At 58.6% G+C, this 16,135-nt stretch carries 14 protein-coding genes and 1 other RNA gene; all 15 read right to left on the bottom strand.

Annotated features, from left to right (window positions below; genetic code table 11):
- Window positions 1-19: 19 nt before the first annotated feature.
- Window positions 20-1,282: a cell division protein FtsA gene (gene ftsA, locus JWR17_RS13020; protein WP_299832057.1), complete on the bottom strand. Its 1,263-nt coding sequence runs from the start codon at window positions 1,280-1,282 to the stop codon at window positions 20-22.
- 14 nt (window positions 1,283-1,296) lie between these two features.
- Complete coding sequence (locus JWR17_RS13025) at window positions 1,297-2,163, bottom strand: cell division protein FtsQ/DivIB (protein WP_299832059.1); 867 nt, start codon at window positions 2,161-2,163, stop codon at window positions 1,297-1,299.
- A 4-nt stretch (window positions 2,164-2,167) separates the two neighbouring features.
- On the bottom strand, window positions 2,168-3,130 hold the full coding sequence (locus tag JWR17_RS13030) for a D-alanine--D-alanine ligase (protein WP_299832061.1): 963 nt from the start codon (window positions 3,128-3,130) through the stop codon (window positions 2,168-2,170).
- Window positions 3,127-4,566: a UDP-N-acetylmuramate--L-alanine ligase gene (murC, locus tag JWR17_RS13035; protein WP_299832074.1), complete on the bottom strand. Its 1,440-nt coding sequence runs from the start codon at window positions 4,564-4,566 to the stop codon at window positions 3,127-3,129. Before murC ends, JWR17_RS13030 begins: the two co-directional genes overlap by 4 nt.
- 13 nt (window positions 4,567-4,579) lie before the next feature.
- Window positions 4,580-5,650, bottom strand: a complete 1,071-nt coding sequence (gene murG, locus JWR17_RS13040) for an undecaprenyldiphospho-muramoylpentapeptide beta-N-acetylglucosaminyltransferase (RefSeq protein ID WP_299832064.1) — start codon at window positions 5,648-5,650, stop codon at window positions 4,580-4,582.
- Window positions 5,640-6,851, bottom strand: a complete 1,212-nt coding sequence (gene ftsW / locus JWR17_RS13045; RefSeq protein WP_299832078.1) for a putative lipid II flippase FtsW — start codon at window positions 6,849-6,851, stop codon at window positions 5,640-5,642. Before ftsW ends, murG begins: the two co-directional genes overlap by 11 nt.
- A complete protein-coding gene (murD, locus tag JWR17_RS13050; protein WP_299832065.1) occupies window positions 6,851-8,197 on the bottom strand; it encodes a UDP-N-acetylmuramoyl-L-alanine--D-glutamate ligase in 1,347 nt (448 codons plus the stop codon). Before murD ends, ftsW begins: the two co-directional genes overlap by 1 nt.
- 5 nt (window positions 8,198-8,202) lie before the next feature.
- Window positions 8,203-9,285, bottom strand: a complete 1,083-nt coding sequence (gene mraY, locus JWR17_RS13055) for a phospho-N-acetylmuramoyl-pentapeptide-transferase (protein ID WP_299832066.1) — start codon at window positions 9,283-9,285, stop codon at window positions 8,203-8,205.
- Entirely contained in the window at window positions 9,285-10,652 is a 1,368-nt protein-coding gene (gene murF, locus JWR17_RS13060) for a UDP-N-acetylmuramoyl-tripeptide--D-alanyl-D-alanine ligase (RefSeq protein WP_299832067.1), read from the bottom strand. The genes mraY and murF overlap by 1 nt, the downstream gene beginning before the upstream one ends.
- Entirely contained in the window at window positions 10,645-12,108 is a 1,464-nt protein-coding gene (locus tag JWR17_RS13065; protein WP_299832068.1) for a UDP-N-acetylmuramoyl-L-alanyl-D-glutamate--2,6-diaminopimelate ligase, read from the bottom strand. Before JWR17_RS13065 ends, murF begins: the two co-directional genes overlap by 8 nt.
- A complete protein-coding gene (locus tag JWR17_RS13070; protein WP_299832080.1) occupies window positions 12,108-13,844 on the bottom strand; it encodes a penicillin-binding protein 2 in 1,737 nt (578 codons plus the stop codon). Before JWR17_RS13070 ends, JWR17_RS13065 begins: the two co-directional genes overlap by 1 nt.
- Window positions 13,844-14,137 (bottom strand): cell division protein FtsL, encoded by a 294-nt coding sequence (gene ftsL / locus JWR17_RS13075; RefSeq protein WP_299832070.1) that lies wholly within the window; start codon window positions 14,135-14,137, stop codon window positions 13,844-13,846. Before ftsL ends, JWR17_RS13070 begins: the two co-directional genes overlap by 1 nt.
- Window positions 14,134-15,075 (bottom strand): 16S rRNA (cytosine(1402)-N(4))-methyltransferase RsmH, encoded by a 942-nt coding sequence (gene rsmH / locus JWR17_RS13080; RefSeq protein ID WP_299832082.1) that lies wholly within the window; start codon window positions 15,073-15,075, stop codon window positions 14,134-14,136. The genes ftsL and rsmH overlap by 4 nt, the downstream gene beginning before the upstream one ends.
- A 2-nt stretch (window positions 15,076-15,077) precedes the next feature.
- On the bottom strand, window positions 15,078-15,533 hold the full coding sequence (gene mraZ, locus JWR17_RS13085; RefSeq protein WP_299832072.1) for a division/cell wall cluster transcriptional repressor MraZ: 456 nt from the start codon (window positions 15,531-15,533) through the stop codon (window positions 15,078-15,080).
- 317 nt (window positions 15,534-15,850) lie between these two features.
- An RNA gene (gene rnpB / locus JWR17_RS13090) (RNase P RNA component class A) lies at window positions 15,851-16,135 on the bottom strand; the annotation flags it as partial.

Here is a 16,135-nt window from a genome sequence, read left to right on the forward strand (position 1 = left end):
ACCACTACCGCTTTGAAACTTAGAAATTGCCCTGCACCCAGCGCTTGAGGCGCTCAAGAACAGGAGCTTTAGGTTCATCGCTGCTATAGCCGCTACTGCTACTACTGATGCCGGACAATGAAATGCCGTCGGACTGCTTTTGCAGTCCGTACAGCAATAGCCCCACACCGGTGGAATAAATCGGGTTGCGCACAACATCGGCGAGCCCTTTCACGCTGTGTGGCACGCCGAGGCGTACCGGCATGTGGAAGATTTCTTCGGCCAACTCAATGGCGCCTTCCATTTTTGATGTACCACCGGTCAGCACGATGCCGGCCGGGATCAAATCTTCGTAACCACTGCGACGCAGTTCAGCCTGAATCAGGGTGAACAGCTCGTCATAACGTGGCTCAACCACTTCGGCCAGCGCCTGACGCGACAACTCACGCGGTGGACGGTCGCCAACGCTTGGCACCTTGATGGTTTCACCGGCACCGGCCAGCTTGGCCAAGGCGCAGGCGTAGCGAATCTTGATTTCTTCGGCGTACTGAGTCGGTGTGCGCAGCGCCATGGCGATGTCGTTGGTCACCTGATCGCCCGCTATCGGGATCACTGCGGTATGGCGGATCGCGCCTTCAGTGAAGATGGCGATGTCAGTGGTACCGCCACCGATATCCACCAGGCAAACGCCCAGTTCTTTCTCGTCGTCGGTCAGCACGGAATAAGCCGACGCCAACTGTTCAAGAATAATGTCGTCGATTTCCAGACCGCAGCGGCGTACACATTTTTCAATGTTTTGCGCGGCGTTTACGGCGCAGGTCACCACGTGAACCTTGGCTTCCAGACGCACGCCCGACATACCCAGCGGCTCGCGCACGCCTTCCTGATTGTCGATGACGTAGTCCTGCGGAAGGGTATGGAGCACCCGCTGATCCGCTGGTATGGCCACGGCCTGTGCCGCATCAAGCACACGTTCAAGGTCAGCCATGCTGACTTCACGATCACGGATCGCGACGATGCCGTGGGAATTGAGGCTGCGGATATGATTGCCCGCAACGCCCACGAATGCTGAGTGAATACGGCAGCCCGCCATCAGTTGAGCTTCTTCAACCGCGCGCTGGATCGACTGCACGGTGGACTCGATATTCACCACCACGCCTTTCTTCAAGCCGCGGGAAGGGTGCGTGCCGATACCAACGATTTCCAGGGTCCCATCGGCCCCGACTTCGCCCACCAGCGCTACCACTTTGGAGGTGCCGATATCCAAACCGACGATCATTTTCCCGCTTTGCACGTTTGCCATGGTCCTGCCTCTTATCAATTCTTCGCGACGGCGGGTTTGTCCGTCGTAGGCGCAACCTGCTCACGCCATCCGACGGCAAGGCCGTTGGAGTAACGCAGGTCGATGCGCGCAATATTCGTTATTTGCTCTTTCAGCGTTTTTTCGTAAATGGCGATAAAACGGCGCATTTTTTCCACCAGATGGTCGCGGCCCAGCAACAACTCGATGCCCGGACCCGAACTGCCCGCTCCGGTGGTCAAAAACCAACTGCCGCGTTCACGTAATTCCAGGCGCACGATGGAGAAGCCCAAAGGCCGCAACATCTGACTGAGTACCTGGTACTGCTGCATCACCTGTTGCTGGGCACGCTGCGGGCCGAACAACTGGGGTAAATGCTCATAATTGGCCAGTTCGCGCGGGGCAAATGCCTGTCCCTGGTTATTCAACAGGGCCTCATCGCCCCAGCGCGCTACTGGCAGTTGTTCTTCCAGACGAATCACCACTTGATCCGGCCAGATGCGTCTGACTTCGGCGTGAGCAATCCACGGCATCTTCTCCAGTTCGGTACGCATGCCCGTCAGGTCGATGGTGAAAAAGCTTGCCGCCACATACGGCGCGATACGTTGCTGAACGGCTTGTTGGCTGATGTAGCTCAGGTCGCCCTGGACGTTGATCTTGGTAATCGGCCGGTCTGCATACGGCAGCAGCCGGGTGGCCGCCTCGTAAGTACCAAAGCCCAGGACCACCAGCATCACTGGCCAGAAAAGATGTTTGAATAACCCGAAGTTGGCTTTAGGCAGGCGCGCCGATAGCGGCTCTTTAGCCACCATTCGGCTGGCACCACGCGGCACCGGCTTGCGGCCGGGGACGGGTTGCTGATGACGTAGCATCGCGCCTTGCATGGGATTAACCTCGCGCCTCGATACTGTCGGCTAATATCGCCAACACCAACTGCTGAAAATCCAGGCCTGCAGCACGAGCTGCCATTGGAACCAGGCTGTGGTCGGTCATGCCCGGAACAGTATTCACTTCCAACAGCCAGAACTTGCCGTCCGCGTCTTGCATGACATCCGCTCGCGCCCAGCCGGCGATGCCAAGGGCTTCGCATGCACGTGCAGTGAGGTCTTTAAGCTCTAGCTCTTTGGCATCATCCAGCCCGCATGGGATCTGATACTGGGTATCGGATGCCAGGTACTTGGCGTCGTAGTCATAGAATGTGTGGGGGGTGCCGAGGCGGATGGGCGGTAAAACCTGGCCGCGTAGAGTGGCAATGGTGAACTCCGGACCTTGAATCCACTGCTCAACCAACACTTGCGAATCGTAGGTGCTGGCGGCTTTCCAGGCGGCGATCAATTCGTCGACGCTGGTCACCTTGGCCATACCAATACTGGAACCTTCATGGGCCGGTTTGACGATCAAAGGGAAGCCCAGTTCCCCGGCTGCGGAAATACAGTTGGCCTCGGAGGACAATACCGCATGACGGGGAGTCGACAGCCCCAGGCTTTGCCACACTTGTTTGGTGCGCAATTTGTCCATGGCCAATGCCGACGCCAATACGCCGCTGCCGGTGTAAGGGATTTCCAGACACTCCAACAGCCCTTGCATGCTGCCGTCTTCGCCGCCACGCCCGTGGAGGACGATAAATGCGCGGTCAAACTTTTCGCTGACCAGACGCTGCAAAAAGTCATCACCTACGTCGATACCGAAGGCGTCGATGTCGGCGCCTTGCAGCGCTTCAAGCACAGCCTGGCCAGATTTCAGCGAGACCTCGCGCTCAGCGCTTTTACCGCCGAACAGCACCGCCACACGGCCGAAAACCTTTGGCTCCAGCGTGCAAAACAACGGGGACTTCATGGCGAGTGTACTCATTTCAATTTGCCCTCGGTCGGGGCGACAATTGCACCCGCGAACAACGGGCTTTTCAGCAGTTGTGGTGCGAGGCCGCCAATATCACCGGCGCCCTGACACAGCAGGATGTCACCGGCACGCAGCAGCGGCTTGACCAACGGCGCCAGCTCAACGCCACGCTCGATGTAAATCGGGTCCAGCAGGCCGCGCTGACGGATGCTGTGGGCCAGATGGCGACTGTCCGCACCGGGGATTGCTTCTTCACCGGCTGGATAGACTTCCATCAACAACAGCACGTTGGCCTCGGTCAGCACCTGCACGAAGTCGTCGTAAAGATCACGGGTTCGACTGAACCGATGCGGTTGGTAAACCATCACCAGGCGCCGATCCGGCCAGCCGCCACGGACGGCATTGATCACGGCAGCCACCTCACGCGGGTGGTGACCGTAGTCATCGACCAGCATCACGTTGCCGCCTTCCACCGGCAGTTCGCCGTAAATCTGAAAGCGCCGACCGACGCCTTGGAAGCCGGATAATCCCTGCACAATGGCTTCGTCAGAAACCCCTTCGTCGGTGGAGATCGCAATGGTTGCCAGCGAGTTAAGAACGTTGTGGTTGCCCGGCATGTTCACCGACACATCCAACGGTTCGCGGTCGCGGCGCAGCACGGTGAAATACGTTTGCATGCCGTCCTGCCGGACGTTGATTGCACGAACGTCAGCTTCTTCGCTGAAGCCATAAGTCACCGTCGGACGCTTGATCAGTGGCAGGATGTCGCGCACCACAGGGTCGTCGATACAGACCACGGCCAAGCCGTAGAACGGAAGGTTATGCAGAAACTCGACGAAGGTTTTCTTCAGTTTGTTGAAGTCCCCTTCGTAGGTTTCCATGTGGTCAGCGTCGATGTTAGTCACCACGGCCACCAGCGGCTGCAAGTGCAGGAAGCTCGCGTCGCTTTCATCGGCTTCCGCAATCAGGTAACGACTGGTGCCAAGCTGGGCATTGGTGCCAGCGGCGTTCAGACGACCGCCGATCACGAACGTCGGGTCCAGTCCACCGGCGGCGAACACCGAAGCGATCAAGCTGGTGGTGGTGGTTTTGCCGTGGGTGCCAGCGACCGCGATACCGTGGCGATAACGCATTAGCTCAGCCAGCATTTCTGCGCGCGGGACTACCGGAATCCGGCGCTCGATGGCGCTAGCAACTTCCGGGTTGGAGGTATTCACGGCGCTGGAAACCACCAGCACATCAGCGCTTGCAGTGTTCTCGGCGCGATGGCCAATAAAGATTTGTGCACCGAACGACTCGAGGCGCTCAGTCACCGGGGAAGCTTTCAGGTCAGAACCCGACACGCCATAGCCCAGGTTGAGTAACACCTCGGCGATCCCGCACATGCCCACACCGCCAATACCGACGAAGTGGATACGACGGATACGGCGCATTTCCGGTTGCGGCATCGCGCGCTGATTCTCAACCACGGGCCACCTCCAGACAAACTTCGACCACGGTGCGTGTTGCGTCAGGTTTGGCCAGGCGGCGAGCCGTACGGGCCATGCTGTTCAATTGTTCGGGTTGCATCAAAACCTCTGTCAGGCGTGCAGCCATTTCTGCCACGCCAGTTGTTGCTTGTGGCATGACGAAAGCAGCGCCTTCGCGGGCCAAATAGTCGGCATTACGGGACTGGTGGTCGTCGATTGCGTGGGGCAATGGCACCAACAGCGACGGCAGACCAGCTGCCGCCAGTTCACTGACGGTCAGCGCGCCTGCGCGACAAACCACCAGGTCGGCCCAGCCATAGGCTTGAGCCATGTCTTTGATGAACGGGGCTACTTGCGCCTCGACACCGGCAGTGCGATAGCGCTCGGCCGTAATCTCATCGTGATTCTTGCCGGCCTGATGAAACACTTCAGGGCGCAGCTCCAATGGCAGCAACGCCAATGCTTCGGGCAGCAACTTGTTCAATGGCTCGGCGCCGAGGCTGCCACCGAGGATCAGCAGACGCGCTTTACGCCCGGCCAATGCTTGGCGCGGGGTTTCCAGAAACAACTCGCTACGCACCGGGTTTCCGGTTGTGCGGCGTTTGGCCGACTTGGAGAACGTGTCCGGGAACGCCTCACACACGCGGCTGGCAAACGGCACCAGACTGCGGTTGGCGGTGCCGGCAATGGCGTTCTGCTCGTGAATGATCAGCGGGATGCCGGCCAGCTTCGCCGCCAGTCCGCCAGGCCCCGTGACATAACCACCCAAGCCCAGCACACACACCGGCTGCAACTGACGCACAATCTTGCGCGCCTGAATCAACGCCTTGAGCAACACAAACGGCGCTTTAAACAACGCAAGCACACCTTTGCCGCGCAACCCGGTCATGTTGATCAAATGCAGCGGCAAGCCTGCCTGGGGCACCAATTCATTTTCGATACCCCGTGGCGTGCCCAACCAGTGGACGCTGTAACCACGGGCTTTAAATTCCTGGGCGCAGGCCAGTGCCGGGAACACATGCCCACCGGTACCGCCCGCCATGATCAGCACGTTAGCGCCCATTGTTCGACTCCTCAGCGAAGTCGCTTTCATTGAATTCTGTTTCTTCGCTGCCGGTGTTGGTCCGCGCTTCCCACTCGATGCGCAGCAGCAAGCCCAGGCTTGCACAGCAAATCACCAACGAACTGCCGCCGTAACTGAGAAACGGTAAGGTCAGGCCTTTGGTCGGCAGCAACCCGACGTTTACCCCGATATTGATCAAGAACTGACCAATCCACAGGAACGCCAGGCCATAAGCGACATAGGCACCGAAGTATTGCTTGGCCCGTTCGGCCCACATACCGATGTACATCGCGCGGATACTGACGAAAACAAACAACGCCACCGTCAGCAGCGAACCCACCACGCCCAGCTCTTCAGCGAGTACAGCGAACACAAAGTCGGTGTGCGCTTCTGGCAGGTAGAACTGTTTCTGCACGCTGTTGCCCAGGCCTACGCCAAACCACTCACCGCGACCGAACGCAATCAGTGCCTGGGTCAATTGATAGCCGGAACCGAACTGATCGGACCATGGGTCGGTGAAGGTAATCAGACGCGCCATACGGTAGGGTTGCGCTTGAACCAGCACGAACACCGCACCCACGGCCAGCACCACCATCAAGGTGAAACGGAACAGGCCAACGCCGCCCAGAAACAACATGGCCGCCGCTGCACCCATCATCACGACGGTGGCACCGAAGTCCGGCTCCATCAGCAGCAGACCGGCCATGGGCAGCAAAACGATGAAGGGTTTAAAGAAGCCCATCCAGCTTTCCCGGACCTCTTGCTGACGGCGAACCAAGTAGCCACCGAGGAAGATCACCACGAAGACTTTGGCGATTTCCGACGGCTGCACGTTGAACATGCCGAAACCAATCCAGCGCATGGAACCGTTTACCTCACGGCCCAGACCCGGCACCAGTACGATCACTAGCAAACCGAAGGCGCCGATCAACATTAGCCAACCCAACCGCTGCCAGGTCGCCACGGGAATCATCATGGTCGCCGCGCAAGCGCCCAAGCCGATCACCAGATAAATCAGGTGACGAATCATCATGTAGAGCGGGTTGCCGGACTGGACCGCAGCCACTTCCGACGAAGCAGAGGTGATCATCACCAGGCCCAGGCCGAGCAGCGCCAGGCAACCGGCGAGCATTGGAAAGTCGACGTCGATACCACGGCCGCTGATCAGGGGTGATGGATAAGGTCGGATCACGCCAAGAATCATGACAGGGCCTCCACTGAGCGAGCGAACAGGCGGCCACGTTCTTCGTAATTCTTGAACATATCCAGGCTTGCACAGGCAGGCGACAGCAACACAGCGTCTCCCTCTTGAGCGACTTCAGCAGCACGCAGCACGGCTTCTTCCAATGTTGAGACGCGAATTAACGGGATAGCATCGCCAAGGGCTTGCGCCACCAACTCAGCGTCGCGGCCCAGCAGCACCACGGCGCGGCAGTGAGCAGCAACCGGCGCGCGCAGGGCAGAGAAATCTGCGCCTTTGCCGTCGCCACCGGCGATCAACACCAACTTGCCGCCGATGTCTGCGCCCAAGCCTTCGATAGCGGCCAGTGCGGCGCCCACGTTGGTGGCTTTGGAATCATCGTAATAGCTGACACCGTCACGCTCGCGCAGCCATTGGCAGCGGTGCGTCAAGCCAGTGAAGGCGCGCAAGCTCTCGAGCATGGCGTCGAACGGCAAGCCCACGGCGTGCCCCAGCGCCAGCGCGGCCAGGGCGTTGGATTGGTTGTGAGCCCCACGAACTTTCAGTTCGCGAGCCGGCATCAAGTTTTCGAATTGAAAGGCTAGGTACATTTCGCCGTTCTCTTCGCGCAAACCGAAACCGTGAAAATCGGGTTTGTTCAAGCCAAAGGTCCAGCATGGCAAGCCTTCGCCAATCAGCGGCCGCGACAACGCGTCTTGCCGATTGACCACCACCTGCCGCGCACCACGGAAAATCCGATGTTTGGCCAAGTGGTACGCCGGCAAACCGCTGTAGCGGTCCATATGGTCTTCGCTGACGTTAAGCACGGTCGCCACTTCAGCGCCAAGATGGTCGGTGGTCTCAAGCTGGAAGCTGGAAAGCTCAAGCACATACAACTCGATTGAGTCGTCGAGCAGGTCCAGGGCAGGTGTGCCGAGGTTACCGCCCACGGCGACGCGCTTGCCTGCTGCAAGCGCCATGTCACCCACCATGGTGGTTACGGTGCTTTTGGCGTTCGAACCGCTGATGGCCACAATCGGCGCCTTCGCGTTGCGCGCGAACAGCTCGATGTCACCCGACAACTTCACGCCACGGGCCGCCGCTTGCTGCAACGCCGGGGTAGCCAGGGCCAGGCCGGGGCTTACGTACAATTCGTCAGCGCGGCACAGAAACTCTACGTCCAGGTCGCCACAACGCACTTCCACCTGCGGGTATTGCTCGCGCAATGTCGCCAGTTCAGGTGGATTGTCCCGCGTGTCTGCCACGGCAAACGACACACCCCGGCTCGCTAGAAAGCGAACCAGAGACATGCCGCTCTTGCCGAGGCCGACAACGATGCGGAAGTGGTCAGAAGCGATCAGAGACACTCGTTCTACCTCAGCTTCAGGGTGGCAAGGCCGATCAACACGAGAATCACGGTGATAATCCAGAAACGGACGATCACCCGGGGCTCGGGCCAGCCTTTAAGTTCAAAGTGGTGATGAATCGGCGCCATGCGAAACACGCGGCGGCCGGTCAACTTGAAAGAAGCAACCTGAATCACGACAGACAGGGTTTCCATCACGAACACGCCGCCCATGATGAACAGGACGATTTCCTGACGGACGATAACGGCGATGGTGCCCAGTGCGGCGCCCAGTGCCAGGGCACCGACATCCCCCATGAACACTTGGGCGGGATAGGTGTTGAACCAGAGAAAGCCCAGCCCGGCGCCAATCAATGCGCCGCAGAACACGATCAACTCACCGGCGCCCGGAACGTAAGGGATCAGCAGGTATTCTGCGAATTTCACGTTACCCGACAGGTAGCAGAAAATGCCCAGCGCCCCGCCGACCATGACCGTTGGCAAGATCGCCAGCCCGTCGAGGCCGTCAGTCAGGTTGACCGCGTTGCTTGAGCCGACAATGACGAAGTAGGTCAACACCATGAAGCCGACGCCCAGGGGAATACTCACATCTTTGAGCATCGGTACGATAAGGGTGGTTTCCACAGCGGAGGGCGCGGTGACATAAAGAAATATCGCGGCGGCGAGACCGAATACCGACTGCCAGAAATACTTCCAGCGGCTCGGCAAACCCTTGGAGTTTTTCTCAATGACTTTGCGGTAGTCGTCAACCCAACCGATCCCGCCAAACAACAGCGTGACAATCAGAACAACCCACACATAACGATTGCTCAGGTCCGCCCACAGCAGCGTACTGACGGCGATGGCGGACAGAATCAACGCGCCACCCATAGTAGGCGTGCCCGATTTAGACAGGTGCGATTGCGGCCCATCATTGCGAACTGACTGGCCGATCTGGCGGGTCTGCAGGGTGCGAATCATCCATGGACCGAGGAACAGCGAGAGCGACAATGCAGTAAGCACGCCAAGGATCCCGCGCAGGGTCAGGTACTGGAAGACTGCGAAGCCTTTGTAGAATTGTTGTAAATACTCCGCCAACAACAGCAGCATCAATGTTTCTCCTGGCTAGAACCACACAAACCGGCGACGATATTTTCCATCGCCGCACTGCGCGAACCTTTAATCAAAATGGTGGTGTCGATGTCCTGCTCGGCGCCAAGCGCTGCGATCAGGTCCTGCTGATTTGCAAAATGACGTCCGTGCTCGCCGAAAGCGTTCACGGCGTGAGCCATCAGCGGTCCAACCGCGTACAGCGCCGACACCTTGCCTGCGGCATAAGCGCCCACATCACGATGGCCCTGCTCGGCCCACTCGCCCAGCTCGCCGATATCCCCGAGCACCAAGACGGTGCGCCCGGAAAAGCCGGCGAGTATATCAACGGCCGCGCACACGGAAGTGGGGTTGGCGTTGTAAGTGTCATCTATCAGACGAATGCCGTTAGTGGCCAATTGCGCTACCGCACGACCTTTGACCGGTTGTACCGATGTCAGCCCGGCAACGATGCCTTCGAGTGTTACGCCCAGCGCATGAGCCGCCGTCGCAGCCGCCAGCGCGTTGGCGATGTTGTAGGCACCCAGTAGATTGAGCTGAACGGACGCCGAACCCGACGGACCATTCAAAGTGAAATTTGCGCAACCGCGCGCATCACGCGTCAGGTCGCGGGCATAGAAGTCTGCGGCGTCGTCACTTAAGGCGAAACTCAGCACCTGGCGCCCATTGGCGCGAGCCTGCCAACTAGCAAACGCCTTGTCGTCGCGATTGAGCACCGCGATCCCACTGGCATCGAGGCCTTCAAGGATTTCGCCCTTGGCCTGGACAATTTTCTCCGGGCCACCGAACTCCCCGACATGGGCAGTACCGGCGTTGGTGATGACTGCGACGTGAGGCTTGGTCAACCCGACCGTGAAGGCGATTTCCCCCAGTCGCGAGGCACCCAACTCGATCACCGCCCCTGCATGCTCCGGCGCCAGTTCCAGCAACGTCAGCGGAACACCCAGCTCGTTGTTTAAATTTCCCCGAGTGGCCAGCACTGAACCACGGGTGCGCAAAATGCTTGCGAGCATTTCCTTGGTGGTGGTTTTGCCGCTGGAGCCGGTGATGGCGGCTACCGGCTTGTCAAAACGGCTGCGGTTCAAGCCACCAAGCTGTGCCAATGCCTGACGGGCATCCGCAACAACCAATTGCGGCAAGGCACAGCCAGGCACTTCACGCTCGACCAGCGCACCCACCGCGCCTTTGCCAGCGACGTCGTCCAGATAATCGTGACCATCGAAATGAGGACCGGTCAGCGCAATGAACAACTGGCCCGGATCTATCTTGCGGCTGTCAATACTCACGCCGGTAAAGGTGCAATCGGCGCCGACCTGACGGGCATTGAGTGGCGCGACCAATTCAGCGAAGGTCAGAGGCTTAAGCATGCGTCACCTCCCAGGCGGCCAAGGCTTTTCCCGCTTCATCAAGATCGGAAAACGGCAGACGTTGACCGTTGATTTCCTGATAATCCTCGTGGCCCTTGCCCGCCAGGACAACCACATCAGTGGCCTGGGCACTGGCAATCAACTGCGCAATCGCCAGGCCGCGCCCGGCGACGAAGGTAGCGTTTTCAGCGGCAACGAAGCCTTTACGGATGTCGTCGAAAATCTGCGACGGCGCTTCTGTCCGTGGATTGTCGTCAGTGACCAGCACGGTGTCCGCCAGGCGTTCGACGACTTCCGCCATCAACGGACGCTTGCCGCGATCACGATCACCACCGCAGCCGAACAGACACATCAAGCGGCCTTTTGCATGGGGACGCAGTGCCTGGAGCACTTTTTCCAGGGCGTCGGGGGTGTGTGCGTAATCGACCACCACCAGCGGCCTGCTTCCGCCGCCCAAACGCTGCATGCGGCCGACCGGACCTTCCAGTGTCGGCAGCACGTTCATGATTTCGTCCAGCGGATAATCCAGGCCCATCAACGCCCCGATGGCAGCCAAAACGTTGCTCAGGTTGAAGCGGCCCAACAAACTGCTGCGCAAATGGTGCTCACCCTGGGCGGTCACCAAGGTGGCGCGTACGCCGTCGTCGTCAAAATGCGCATCGCGGCAGTACAGCGAAGCGCTGGCGTCTTTGATGCTGTACGTGATCAAACGTGATTCGAGCTTATTGGCCGCTAACTGCCGGCCGAAGTCGTCGTCCAGATTGATCACTCGGCAACTCAGGTTGGACCAGGCGAACAACTTGGCCTTGGCCGCCGCGTAGGCTTCCATGGTCCCGTGGTAATCCAGGTGATCACGGGACAAGTTGGTCAGCACCGCAACGTCGAACGCCAAGGCACTTACCCGACCTTGATCAAGGCCATGGGACGACACTTCCATGGCCACCGCACGGGCACCGGCTTTTTTCAAATCAGCCATGGTTGCCTGCACGGCGATGGGGTCTGGCGTGGTCAAACGGCCGCTTTGCAGCGCACCGTAGAAGCCCGTACCCAGCGTACCGACGATCCCGCAATGCTGGCCCAATTGATCCAGCGCTTGGGCGATCAATTGAGTGACACTGGTTTTGCCATTGGTGCCGGTGACGCCGACCAGATTCAAGCGGCGGCTGGGGTCGCCATAGAAGCGGCCGGCGATGTCGGACAATTGTGCCGCCAGACCTTTTACCGGAATCAACGGCACGTCGGTAATCGGCAATACGGTCGCGCCCTCTACCTCATAGGCCACCGCTGCGGCACCGCGGTTGAGGGCATCGGCAATATGTTCTCTGCCGTCGATTTTGCCGCCCGGGACCGCCAGAAACAGATCGCCTGGGCGCACGTTACGGCTGTCGAGAGTCAACTCGCGGATCAACAGATCGCGGTCGGCATGGGCAAATATCTTGTTCAGACTAAAGGACATCAACCACGCCCTCCTTTAACAGCGGGCACGGCATTCACTTGCTCTTGGGTAGGCGTCGCCGCAAGGTTGTCCGGGGTGATGTTCATCAGACGCAACGTGCCGGACATGACTTTACTGAACACAGGGGCCGAGACCAAGCCACCAAAGTAGCCCGCTTTGCCTGGCTCATCGATCACCACGACGATGGCGTAACGGGGATTGCTCGTTGGACCGAAGCCGGCGAACAGTGAGCGATAAGCGTTTTCTTCGTAGCCTTTGGTGCCCGATGCTGTTTTACGTGCGGTACCACTTTTACCCGCCACGTGATACGACGGCACGCGAGCTCGATACACGCCGCGCGGGTCTTCGATGACTTGCTGAAGCATGCCCTGAACCGTTTTCGCAGTGGCTTCCGGAATCGCCTGAACCGCTACTGGCGGCGTATCGGACTTCAAAATAGTCAGCGGCACGATACGACCGTTGTTGGCGATGGCGGCATAAGCATGCACCAACTGCAACGCGGTGATCGACAGGCCATAGCCGTAAGAAAGGGTCGCGGTCTCGGCTTTGCGCCATTCCCGGTAGTTGGGCAGATTACCTACACGCTCACCCGGGAAGCCGAGGCCGGTATATTGCCCAAGGCCAACGCGCTGCATGGCATGGAAGATCGCCTCACCGCCAATGTCGAAGGCCACTTTACTCATGCCGACGTTACTGGAGTTGATCAAAATCCCGGTCAAGTCGAGGATTGGGCCTTCAGTCTTGGTCACGTCGCGAATCGTGTATTTACCGATTTGCAACGTCCCCGGATAAACCTCTACTTTATCGGTCGGTTTCCAGCGACCGCTGTCCAGCGCGGCGGTCATGGAGATCGGCTTCATGGTCGAGCCCGGCTCGAATACATCGATGATCGCCCGGTTGCGCATGGCGGCCGGAACCATAGTGCGACGGTTGTTCGGGTTGTAAGTCGGCGAGTTGACCATTGCCAGTACCTCGCCAGTCTTCACATCCATGATCACCAGGCTGCCCGCCTTGGCGTCGTTTTCTTGAATGGCGTTACGCAGTTCGCGTGTCGCCAGATATTGCAGGCGCAGGTCAATAGACAAAGCCAAGGTCTTGCCGGCCTTGGCGTTTTTGGTGACCTGAACATCTTTGATCAGCCGACCACGACGGTCCTTGATGACCTGTCGCTTGCCGGGCACACCCGCCAGCCAGTCGTCATAAGCCAGTTCCACGCCTTCGCGACCATGGTCGTCGAGGTCAGTAAAACCAACCATGTGCGCGGTGACATCGCCAGCCGGGTAGAAACGCCGAAACTCTTCAATGCCGTAAACCCCAGGCACTTTCAAATCCAGGACCACTTGACCCTGCTCCGGCGTAAGGCCACGGACCAGGTAGATGAATTCCTTGTCAGCCTGGGCTTCAAGGCGATCACTCAGCAACTTGGCGTCTTGACCAAGGGCCGCCGCCAATGCCGGCCATTTGTCTTTACCCAGTTGCATTTCTTTCGGGTTGGCCCACAGGGTTGTGACCGGCGTGCTGACGGCCAAAGGCTCGCCGTTACGGTCTGTGATCAAGCCGCGGTGCGCCGGAATCGGGATATGACGAACGCTACGCGCATCGCCCTGTTCCTTGAGGAATTTATGGTCGACAACCTGCAGGTCGACGATCCGCCAGCAAATTGCACTCACCATGACCGCAAGCAAACCCACCACAACGCGAAAACGCCAAGGATAGAGGGCGCCTTCGAGCTTCATCATGGTGCCACCATTCGAACTTCTGCCGCACTCGGGATGCGCATTTTCAGTTGTTCGGTGGCCAGGGTTTCGATCCGACTGTGGGCAGTCCAGGTGCTTTGCTCAAGGATCAGCCGCCCCCATTCCGCCTGCGCTTTGTCGCGCACGCTTAGCTCGTTGTACAAGGAGTTAAGCAACTGGCGGTTCCAGTGGGCGCTGTATGACACGCCCACCGCCGAAATCAACACGGCAATGAACAGCAGCAGCATAATGAAACTGCCGGTGGGTAAAGGCTTGAGGGCTAACTGGCTCACCGAAGCTTCTCCGCAACGCGCATGACAGCGCTGCGCGATCGTGGATTGGCTTTGGTTTCAGCTTCGGAGGCGAATTGCGCCTTACCATGGATTTTGATTTTCGGGTCGAATGCCTGAAAGCGGATCGGCAGGTCCCGTGGCATATTGTCGGCTTCGCCTTTGGCGAGCCTACGCATGAACAGTTTAACGATGCGGTCTTCCAAGGAATGGAAACTGATCACGACCAGTCGGCCGCCGATTTCCAACGTTTCTAACGCGGCTTCAAGCCCTGCTTCGAGGTCGCCGAGTTCGTTGTTCACATGAATGCGCAACCCCTGGAACGCACGGGTCGCAGGATTCTTGCCTTTTTCCCACGCCGGGTTAGCTACCTTGAGCACTTCGGCAAGATCGCCGGTGCGTTCGAAACGCTGGGTCTCGCGGCGCTGGACTACCGCATTGGCCATGCGCTTGGCAAAACGTTCTTCGCCGTATTCCTTGAACACACGGGCGATTTCTTCAGCCGACGCCGTTGCGATGAACTCAGCAGCACTAACGCCGCGACTGGGGTCCATGCGCATGTCCAAAGGACCGTCGTTCATGAAACTGAAGCCGCGCTCCGGATCGTCCAGTTGCGGCGACGAAACACCGAGGTCCAGCAGAACCCCGTTTACCTTACCGGCCAGCCCGCGGCTTTGTACTTCGGCACCAAGTTCGGCAAAGCTACGCTGTACAATGACAAAGCGGCCGTCTTGGGCCGCTAACGCTTGTCCAGTGGCAATCGCTTGAGGGTCTTTGTCGAATCCCAGCAAAACCCCGTCGGGACCCAGCTGCTGCAATATCAAACGGCTGTGTCCGCCGCGCCCGAACGTGCCATCCAGATAGCAGCCATCGGTACGCACCGCAAGCGCCTCCACGGCTTCTTCGAGGAGTACGGTGATGTGGGTAAAGCCGCTAGTCATAGTCACAAGATCAAATCACGTAATTCGTCAGGCATAGCGCCTGGTTGTTGAATGGCCGCCAGATCCGCTTCAGCAAGAGCGTTCCAGGCGTCCTCGTCCCACAGTTGAAACTTGTTTAGCTGGCCAACCAGCATCACGCGCTTATCCAGTTTCGCGTAATCGCGCAGGCGCGGCGGCACTAAGAATCTGCCACTGCCATCAAGTTCAAGGTCAACCGCATTCCCGATCAACAGCCGCTGCAGACGACGGTTTTCTTCTCGGAATGTGGCCAGGTCGCGTAATTTCGCTTCAATCAGTTCCCATTCAGATAACGGGTAGAGACATAAGCAGGGGTCAACGGCGTCAATCGTTACTATCAGCTGCCCGGCGCTACGCGAATCCAGCTCGTCGCGGTACCGACTCGGCATAGCGAGGCGACCCTTTGCGTCAAGATTGATTGCGTTGGCACCACGAAACACAGGCGCGATCTCCGAATACTAACTTCTTTAGCTAAAAAAACCCACTTCATGCCACTTTCCGCCACTTGTGCACACTATAGGAATGCGGCTACCGCACCGTCAAGGCGCGACCGGAAGGAATTCCCTTACAGAACGGAGATTTAGAGGGTAAATACAGGCGGGGGGAGTGGTTCTTCGATTATTTTGACAGACAAACCCAAGCGAGCTCAGGGACCTGAGGCTCGAAGTTAATGTGAATTATCAAGAGTTAGATTTTTTTGGTATTTCGAATATTTCGAAGAAGCTGAATAAAGCGATTTGAAGCGAGGAAGAAAAAGGTGGAGAGTCGATCTGTAAGCCGGGTTCTGTCGTGAACAGTCATTCCTCTACGACGGCCATCACTGGACGCCTTTAGCAACCTACCCGGTTCCAGCGCGGGCCACGCCTTGGAACCCTATTTGGTCTTGCTCCGAGTGGGGTTTACCTTGACCACGACCTGTTGCCAGACGTGCGGTGCGCTCTTACCGCACCTTTTCACCCTTACCGGCACCGAAGTGCTTAGGCGGTTATTTTCTGTGGCACTTTCCGTAGGCTCGCGCCTCCCAGGCGTTACCTGGCACTCT

It is taken from the genome of Pseudomonas sp. (assembly GCF_028293835.1).
Classification (GTDB): Bacteria; Pseudomonadota; Gammaproteobacteria; order Pseudomonadales; family Pseudomonadaceae; genus Aquipseudomonas.